The 7510-nt window shown below is 68.6% G+C and carries 9 protein-coding genes and 1 pseudogene; 9 read left to right on the plus strand and 1 reads right to left on the minus strand.

All coding sequences use genetic code 11. The features are described from left to right. The 5 genes from AC2VOP_RS13260 to AC2VOP_RS13280 form a co-directional block, all read left to right on the plus strand. Positions 1-358 (plus strand): DUF3090 family protein (locus tag AC2VOP_RS13260; RefSeq protein ID WP_486961401.1); only part of this gene is annotated, 358 nt, incomplete at its 5' end. Next, on the plus strand, positions 342-1175 hold the full coding sequence (locus AC2VOP_RS13265) for an SCO1664 family protein (protein ID WP_486961402.1): 834 nt from the start codon (positions 342-344) through the stop codon (positions 1173-1175). The genes AC2VOP_RS13260 and AC2VOP_RS13265, both read left to right, overlap by 17 nt. Before the next feature lie 141 nt (positions 1176-1316). Continuing rightward, positions 1317-2093 carry a 3'(2'),5'-bisphosphate nucleotidase CysQ gene (locus AC2VOP_RS13270; RefSeq protein WP_486961403.1) on the plus strand — a complete coding sequence of 259 codons (777 nt, stop codon included), beginning with the start codon at positions 1317-1319 and terminating at the stop codon, positions 2091-2093. A gap of 26 nt (positions 2094-2119) precedes the next feature. After that, on the plus strand, positions 2120-3376 hold the full coding sequence (mshC, locus tag AC2VOP_RS13275; RefSeq protein ID WP_486961404.1) for a cysteine--1-D-myo-inosityl 2-amino-2-deoxy-alpha-D-glucopyranoside ligase: 1257 nt from the start codon (positions 2120-2122) through the stop codon (positions 3374-3376). Next, complete coding sequence (locus AC2VOP_RS13280) at positions 3373-4251, plus strand: SDR family oxidoreductase (RefSeq protein ID WP_486961405.1); 879 nt, start codon at positions 3373-3375, stop codon at positions 4249-4251. The genes mshC and AC2VOP_RS13280 overlap by 4 nt, the downstream gene beginning before the upstream one ends. Positions 4252-4370: 119 nt before the next feature. Here the strand turns inward: AC2VOP_RS13280 and AC2VOP_RS13285 are convergent, their stop codons facing one another. Further along, positions 4371-5258 carry a PAC2 family protein gene (locus AC2VOP_RS13285; protein WP_486961406.1) on the minus strand — a complete coding sequence of 296 codons (888 nt, stop codon included), beginning with the start codon at positions 5256-5258 and terminating at the stop codon, positions 4371-4373. A gap of 94 nt (positions 5259-5352) precedes the next feature. Here AC2VOP_RS13285 and AC2VOP_RS13290 point away from each other — a divergent pair, with 94 nt between their 5' ends. The 4 genes and pseudogenes from AC2VOP_RS13290 to AC2VOP_RS13305 form a co-directional block, all read left to right on the plus strand. Next, positions 5353-6018 carry an HAD family hydrolase gene (locus AC2VOP_RS13290; protein WP_486961409.1) on the plus strand — a complete coding sequence of 222 codons (666 nt, stop codon included), beginning with the start codon at positions 5353-5355 and terminating at the stop codon, positions 6016-6018. 60 nt (positions 6019-6078) lie between these two features. Further along, on the plus strand, positions 6079-6360 hold the full coding sequence (locus AC2VOP_RS13295; protein WP_486961407.1) for a phosphoribosyl-ATP diphosphatase: 282 nt from the start codon (positions 6079-6081) through the stop codon (positions 6358-6360). A 6-nt stretch (positions 6361-6366) separates the two neighbouring features. Next, the gene (hisG, locus tag AC2VOP_RS13300) at positions 6367-7233 is read left to right on the plus strand and encodes an ATP phosphoribosyltransferase (RefSeq protein WP_486961408.1); all 867 of its coding nucleotides are present in this window, start codon (positions 6367-6369) and stop codon (positions 7231-7233) included. A 40-nt stretch (positions 7234-7273) separates the two neighbouring features. Then, positions 7274-7450, plus strand: a pseudogene (locus tag AC2VOP_RS13305) (DUF4126 domain-containing protein); the annotation flags it as partial. Positions 7451-7510 lie beyond the last annotated feature (60 nt).

Consider the following 7510-nt stretch of genomic DNA (forward strand, 5'->3'; position numbering starts at 1 on the left):
CTCGCTCGTCACCCCGGTCGACGCGGAGTTTCGGGTCGGCACCATGGGGCTGGGCTGGGATTCCGAGGCACAGACCGTGGTGGTCGAACTGCTGGCCGTCACCGACACCGAATTCGACGCGTCGGTGGTGCTCGACGACACCGAGGAGGGCCCGGACGCGGTGCGGGTGTTTCTGACGCCGGAATCGGCGCGACAGTTCGCCAGCCGCACCAGGCGGGTCATCTCGGCGGGCCGGCCGCCATGCCCGCTCTGCGACGAGCCGCTGGATCCCGCGGGGCACATCTGCGTCCGCACCAACGGCTACCGACGCGGTGCGCTGGGGGGGGCCGACGGTGAGGCCAGTGAGTCCGGGCTTTGACGATCGTGCGGTGTTGCGACGGGGGCAGCTCACCATCCTGGGCCGCATCCGCTCGGCGAGCAACGCCACCTTTCTGTGTGTGTCGACGCTGGACGGGCACCGGGCGCACTGCGTCTACAAGCCGGTCTCCGGCGAACAACACCTGTGGGACTTTCCGGACGGGACACTTGCCGGCCGTGAACTCAGCGCCTACCTGATCTCGGTCCACCTGGGCTGGAACATTGTGCCCTACACCATTATTCGTGACGGACCAGCCGGTATCGGCATGTTGCAGCGGTGGATCGACCAGCCCGGTGACGATACGGACACCCCGGACTCGGCCGCGAAAGCGGGCTCTGCGGCCTTGGACCTCGTGGACCTGGTCCCCGCCGGCAAGCTGCCGGCCGGCTATCTGGGGGTGCTGCAGGCCCGAGACTACGTCGGTGATCCGGTCGCACTGGTGCACGCCGACGATCCCATGTTGCAGCGCATTGCGGTGCTCGACGTGTTGATCAACAACGCCGACCGTAAGGGCGGCCACATTCTGCGCGGACTCGACGGCGGCGTCTACGGCGTCGACCACGGGTGCTGCCTGCACGCCGAGGACAAGCTGCGCACCGTGCTGTGGGGCTGGGCCGGCCAGCCCGTCGACGCCGACATCTTGAGCGCGGTGGCTGCGCTGGCCGGCGCGCTGACCGGCCCGCTGGCCGTTGCCTTGAAGCCGCACCTGACCGCCGGGGAGATCGCAGCGCTTCGCCGGCGCGCCCGCGGGCTGCTCGATCACCCGGTGATGCCCAGCCCTAACCGGCAGCGCCCCATTCCCTGGCCGGCGTTCTGACCGCACTGGGTGACTTCCGGCATCCGCTCATGGTCGGTAGCATCGCTGCCGTGCAGCAGGACGGTGTGAAAGCACGGGTGGTGGGCCAGCATCAGATCGTCGGATTATTTGAACACCTGATCGAAAACCAGGGGTGAGGGCGTGGCGCTGATCGACGCTGCGCTGGCCGCCGACCTAGCCGCCGACGCCGGCAAACTGTTGCTGGCGGTGCGCGACGAGGTGGGGTTCGACGATCCGGGCCGGCTCGGCGACACCGGCGACCGCCGCTCCAACGCGTTGATCCTCAACCGGTTACGCGCGGAGCGCCCCCACGACGCGGTGCTGTCCGAAGAAACCCCCGACGATCTGGACCGGTTGGGTGCCGACCGGGTGTGGATCATCGACCCGCTGGATGGCACCCGGGAGTTCTCTATGCCGGGCCGTGACGACTGGGCGGTGCACATCGCACTGTGGCAGCGAGGTAACTCTGGCGGCGGGGACGGTATCACCGACGCCGCGGTGGCGTTGCCGGGCCTTCATAACACCGTCTACCGCACCGACACGGTGACCGTCGGCGCGGCCCCGGCCGGAGTCTCGAACACCGTGCGGGTGGCGGTCAGCGCCACTCGGGCACCGGCGATTGTGCGCCGCATGCAACAGATCATGCCCATCGAGGCGGTGCCCCTCGGGTCGGCTGGTGCCAAGGCGATGGCGGTGGTGCGTGGCGACGCCGACGCCTATCTGCACGCCGGCGGCCAGTGGGAGTGGGACTCGGCGGCACCGGCGGGGGTGGTGCTGGCCGCCGGCATGCACGCGTCCCGGCTGGACGGGTCGCCGCTGCGCTACAACCAACCCGACCCGTATCTGCCCGACCTGTTGATCTGCCGGCGGGATGTGGCGGCGCCGCTGCTGGCGGCGATCCGGCAGGCCGCGGGCTGATCGCCGGGAGCCTTAGAGTCGACGGTATGGACTCGTGGTCGGCGCCGCCCGTTCCGGGGATGCCCGGGCGAGGTCCGGCGCTGCGCCTCTACGACACCGCCGACCGGCAGGTCCGCCCGGTGTCGCCGGGTCAACCCGCGACCATGTACGTCTGCGGGATTACGCCGTATGACGCCACCCATTTGGGCCACGCCGCCACCTATCTGGCGTTTGACCTGATCCACCGGATCTGGCTGGACTGCGGGCATCGGGTGAACTACGTGCAAAACGTCACCGATATCGACGATCCGCTGATCGAGCGGGCCCGCCGCGACGGCCTCGACTGGCGTGACCTCGCTTCCGACCAGGTTGCGCTGTTTCGCCAGGACATGACGGCGCTGCGGGTGCTGCCTCCGCAGCACTATGTGTCGGCGACCGAGGCCGTCGACGAAGTCATCGAACTGGTCGAAAAATTGCTGGCCTGCGGGGCCGCCTACGTCATCGACGACAGCTACCCCGACGTCTACTTCCGTGCCGGCGCCACCGAGCAGTTCGGCTACGAATCCGGTTACGGCCGTGACAGGATGCTGGAACTGTTCGCCGAGCGCGGCGGCGACCCGGACCGGCCCGGCAAAACCGACCGGCTCGATGCCGTGCTGTGGCGCGGCGCCCGGCCTGGTGAACCCAGCTGGCCGTCGCCGTTCGGGCCGGGCCGGCCGGGCTGGCACGTCGAATGCACGGCGATCGCGCTGAGCCGTCTCGGCGCTGGCCTTGATATCCAGGGCGGCGGATCTGATCTGATCTTTCCCCATCACGAGTTCTCCGCAGCGCACGCCGAATCGGTGACCGGGGAGCGGCGATTCGCTCGCCATTACGTGCACGCCGGGATGATCGGCTGGGACGGCCACAAGATGTCGAAGAGTCGTGGCAACCTGGTGCTGGTGTCGGCGCTGCGTGCCGAGGGCGTCGAGCCCGCGGCGATCCGGCTGGGCTTGCTTGCCGGGCATTACCGCGCCGACCGGTGCTGGGACGCGCAGTCGGTCGATGACGCCAACGCCCGACTGCACCGGTGGCGCACCGCGGCCGCACTCCCCACCGGCCCGGCCGCCGCCGACGTGATCGCCCGGGTGCGCCGCTACCTCTCCGACGACCTGGACACCCCCAAGGCGCTCGCCGCACTCGACGGCTGGGTCGGCGACGCGCTGGAGTACGGCGGTCACGACACCGTCGCCCCGACGCAGGTGGCCGCCGCGGTGGACGCGCTGCTGGGCATACCGCTGGTTGGGGTAGGTTCGCACGCATGACTTCCGTCTCTTCAAAAGTTGTGTTCATTACCGGCGGCGCGCACGGAATCGGCGGGGAGGTGGCCCGGCGACTGCACAGCAGGGGGGCGAAGCTGGTGCTGACTGACCTGGACGGGTCTGCGCTCCAACAGCTCGCCGCCGAGCTGGGCGAGGATCGGGTCCTGACCGTGGTCGCCGACGTGCGTGACCTTCCGGCGATGCAGTCTGCCGCCGCGCAGGCCGTCGAGCGCTTCGGCGGCATCGATGTGGTGGTGGCCAACGCCGGGATCGGCAGCTACGGGTCTGTGCTGGGAGTGGACCCCGAGGCCTTCAAACAGGTGATCGACGTCAACTTGCTGGGGGTGTTCCACACCGTGCGGGCCACGTTGCCGGCGGTCATCGAACGGCGTGGCTACGTGTTGATCGTGTCTTCGTTGGCGGCCTTCGCGCCGTCGCCGGGGATGACGCCCTACACCGCGTCGAAGGCCGGCGTCGAGCAGTTCGCCAATGCGCTGCGGATGGAGGTCGCCTATCAGGGTGTGGCCGTCGGTTCGGCCCACATGTCCTGGGTCGACACCGCGCTGGTGCGTGACGCCAAGGCGGACATGTCGGCCTTCTCCGGCCTGCTCGCGGCGCTGCCGTGGCCGATGAACAAGACCACCTCAGTGGGTGCCTGTGCGGAGGCGTTCGTCGCCGGCATCGAACGCCGAAGCACCCGCGTCTACTGTCCGCGGTGGGTGGGGGTGTTCCGCTGGCTCCGGCCGGTGGTGTCCACCCGGGCTTTGGAGTCCAGAACGGAGAAGATCACCCCGCGGCTGCTGCCGCTGATGGACAGCGAAGTCGCGGCGCTCGGTCGCTCCATCAGTGCCTACACCGAGTCGATAGAGAACTCGTGATTGTCAACCCCGCGACCCCCCGTCACCCGTCCCCCCCGCGTTGAGATTGCGGTGTGGGTCGTGGATCGGTGCGAAACCACAGCCCTGAACGCAATCTCAATTGTCCGTGTGCCGACTTGTCACCGCCCGAAGCCCGGCCGTCGCCGGCGCAGATAGCGCTCGAACTCGGCAGCCAGCGCGTCGCCGTCGACTTTGCTCAGCGCGTCGTGCAGGTCGACCTCGGCGTCGCCGCGCTGTTCCAACGAGGCGACGTAGTCGGTGATCTCGTCGTCTTCGCTGGCCATGGCGGTGACCGCCTGCTCCCACTCCTCGGCCTGCACGGGCAGGTCGCCGAGCGGCACCTCGACATCGAGCACATCCTCGACGCGCCGCAGCAGCGCCACCGTCGCCTTCGGGTTCGGCGGCTGGGACACGTAGTGCGGTACCGCCGCCCAGAACGTCACCGCCGGGATGCCGGCCGCTACGCAGGCATCCTGGAAAACCCCGGTGATGCCGGTGGGGCCTTCGTAGCGGGTCTCGGTCAGACCGAACCGTTGTGCGGACTCCGGCGAGTACGCCGCCCCCGACACCGGCACCGGCCGGGTGTGCGGTGTGTCGGCCAGCAGCGCCCCCAAGATCACCACGGTGTCCACGTTCAACTTGTTGATGATCGTCAGCAGCTCAGCGCAGAAGGTGCGCCAGCGCATGTTCGGTTCCACTCCGTGCATCAGCACGACATCGCGGTCGCTCCCCGGCGGGCGGCAGTGCGAGATGCGCATCGAGGGCCACACCAGCTCGCGGGTGACCCCGTCGACCTGGCGGATCACCGGACGGTTCACCTGGTAGTCGTAGTAGGCCTCGTCGTCGATCTCGACGATCAGCCTGGCCGCCCAGACGGCGTTGAGATGCCCCACCGCGTCGCTGGCCGCGTCGCCCGCGTCGTTCCACCCCTCGAACGCCGCCACCACGACGGTGTCATGCAACTCCGGCAGTGCAGTCGGTTTGTCCGAGTCGTCCGGTGCGGTCACAACGTCAGGGTAAGGCCTGGGTCAGCCCTGCGGCGCCCGAGTGCAGCCGGATCGGTTCGATAGACCGGCTACGCTTGCTGGTCTTATGGGAACGTTGCGCGCCGTGCTCTGGGATATGGACGGCACGCTGGTCGAGTCCGAGAAGCTGTGGGACATCTCGATGAGGGCGTTGTCTGCGCGGCTGGGCGGTGAACTCACCGCGGAGGCACGGGCGGCGACGGTCGGCGGCTGCGCGGATACCACCATGCGCATCGTCTACGACGACTTGGGCCTGCAACCCGATCCCGCGGCGATGGCGGCGTCGGCTCAGTGGTTGCACGACTACACCGCAGAGCTGTTCGACGCCGGGCTGCCCTGGTGCGACGGCGCTTTTGAGTTGCTGGACTCACTTGCCGAACAAGGCATCCCGATGGCGTTGGTGACCAACACGCCACGGTCGTTGGCCGAGCGAGCGCTCGACAGCATCGGGCGGCGCTACTTCACCGCGGTGGTCTGCGGAGACGAGGTGGCCCGGGGTAAACCGGCGCCGGACCCGTACTGGCGCGCGGCCGCACTGCTCGGCATGGACCCTGGGAGCTGCCTTGCCGTAGAAGACTCATCCACCGGTGCCGCCGCGGCCGAAGCAGCGGGCTGTCAGGTTCTGGTGGTGCCCAATGCGGTCGCGGTGCCGGGAAGCCCGCGCCGGCACCGTGTCGCGTCACTGGCCGGTCTTCGCGTCGCCGATCTTTGCGACATCCACACGCGGTTGTCCAGGTGGTGACTTTCTCGGTCCTGCGCGACGCGCTCGGCTCAAAACCGCCGTGACTTTGCCTGGCCCCGCGTGACACAATCGCTGGCCGTGAAGACCTTCGAGGATCTGTTCGCCGAGTTGGGTGAGCGTGCCGCCACCCGGCCGCCCGGCAGCGCCACCGTGGCCGCGTTGGACGCCGGCGTACATGCGGTGGGCAAGAAGGTCCTCGAAGAAGCCGGCGAGGTATGGCTGGCCGCCGAACACGAGCCCGACGACGCATTGGCCACCGAGATCAGCCAACTGCTCTATTGGACGCAGGTATTGATGATCACCCGCGGGCTGACGCTGCACGACGTGTACCGGAAGCTCTGATCGGCGATGCTGCGTGTCGCAGTTCCCAACAAGGGGGCACTGAGCGAACCGGCCGCCGAGATCCTGGCCGAAGCCGGTTACCGGCGCCGCGCCGACTCGAAGGATCTCACTGTCGTCGACCCGGTCAACAACGTTGAATTCTTCTTCCTGCGGCCCAAGGACATCGCCATCTACGTAGGGTCCGGAGAACTCGACCTCGGCATCACCGGACGGGACCTGGCCCGTGACTCCCAGGCACCGGTGACCGAGCGGCTGGCGCTGGGCTTCGGATTGTCGAGCTTCCGCTATGCCGCGCCGGCCGGGCGTGACTGGACCGCGGCGGATCTGGCCGGCATGCGGATCGCCACCGCTTACCCGAACCTGGTTCTCAGCGACTTGGCCGCCAAGGGTGTCGAGGCGACCGTCATCCGGCTGGACGGTGCAGTGGAGATCTCGATCCAGCTCGGGGTGGCCGACGCCATCGCCGACGTGGTCGGATCCGGCCGCACCCTGAGCACCCATGACCTGGTGGCCTTCGGCGAGTCACTGTGTGACTCGGAGGCGGTGCTGATCGAAGGGGACGGTCCGAACGACCGCGGTGCGGCGATTGAAGCGTCGTCGGCGCGCGACCAGCTGGTCGCCAGGGTGCAGGGGGTGGTGTTCGGCCAGCAATACCTGATGCTGGACTACGACTGTCCACGCTCGGTGCTCGACGACGCCACCGCGATCACTCCGGGCCTCGAGTCACCGACGATCGCCGCACTCGCCGACCCGGACTGGGTCGCGGTCCGGGCGCTGGTGCCGCGTCGGGACGTCAACGCGATCATGGACCAACTCGCCGCTATCGGAGCCAAGGCCATCCTGGCTTCGGACATCAGGTTTTGCCGATTCTGATCGCCCACCGGCGGACCGTCGGCGTGCTAGCGTCCCAACGATGACGCAGACCCTCGTGCTGTTGCTCGCCCTGTCGATCGGTGTCGTCGCCGGGCTGCGGGCCCTGGCCGCGCCGATGGCCGTCGCCTGGGCCGCTCTGCTGCGGTGGATCAACATGGACGGTACGTGGGCGTCGTGGCTCGCTCACTGGACTACCTTCCTGAGGTCAGCGCTTTTGGATGAGGCGTTGATGCACCCGAGGTGCCACCAGGTCACTGCCCGGCTCGCTTGACGCGGT

It is taken from the genome of Mycobacterium sp. TH-M106, assembly GCF_057473765.1.

Coding starts and splice junctions, on each gene's coding strand:
- mshC (WP_486961404.1), top strand. CDS start 2,120: ATGGACTCGTGGTCGGCGCCGCCCGTTCCGGGGATGCCCGGGCGAGGT.
- hisG (WP_486961408.1), top strand. CDS start 6,367: ATGCTGCGTGTCGCAGTTCCCAACAAGGGGGCACTGAGCGAACCGGCC.
- AC2VOP_RS13280 (WP_486961405.1), top strand. CDS start 3,373: ATGACTTCCGTCTCTTCAAAAGTTGTGTTCATTACCGGCGGCGCGCAC.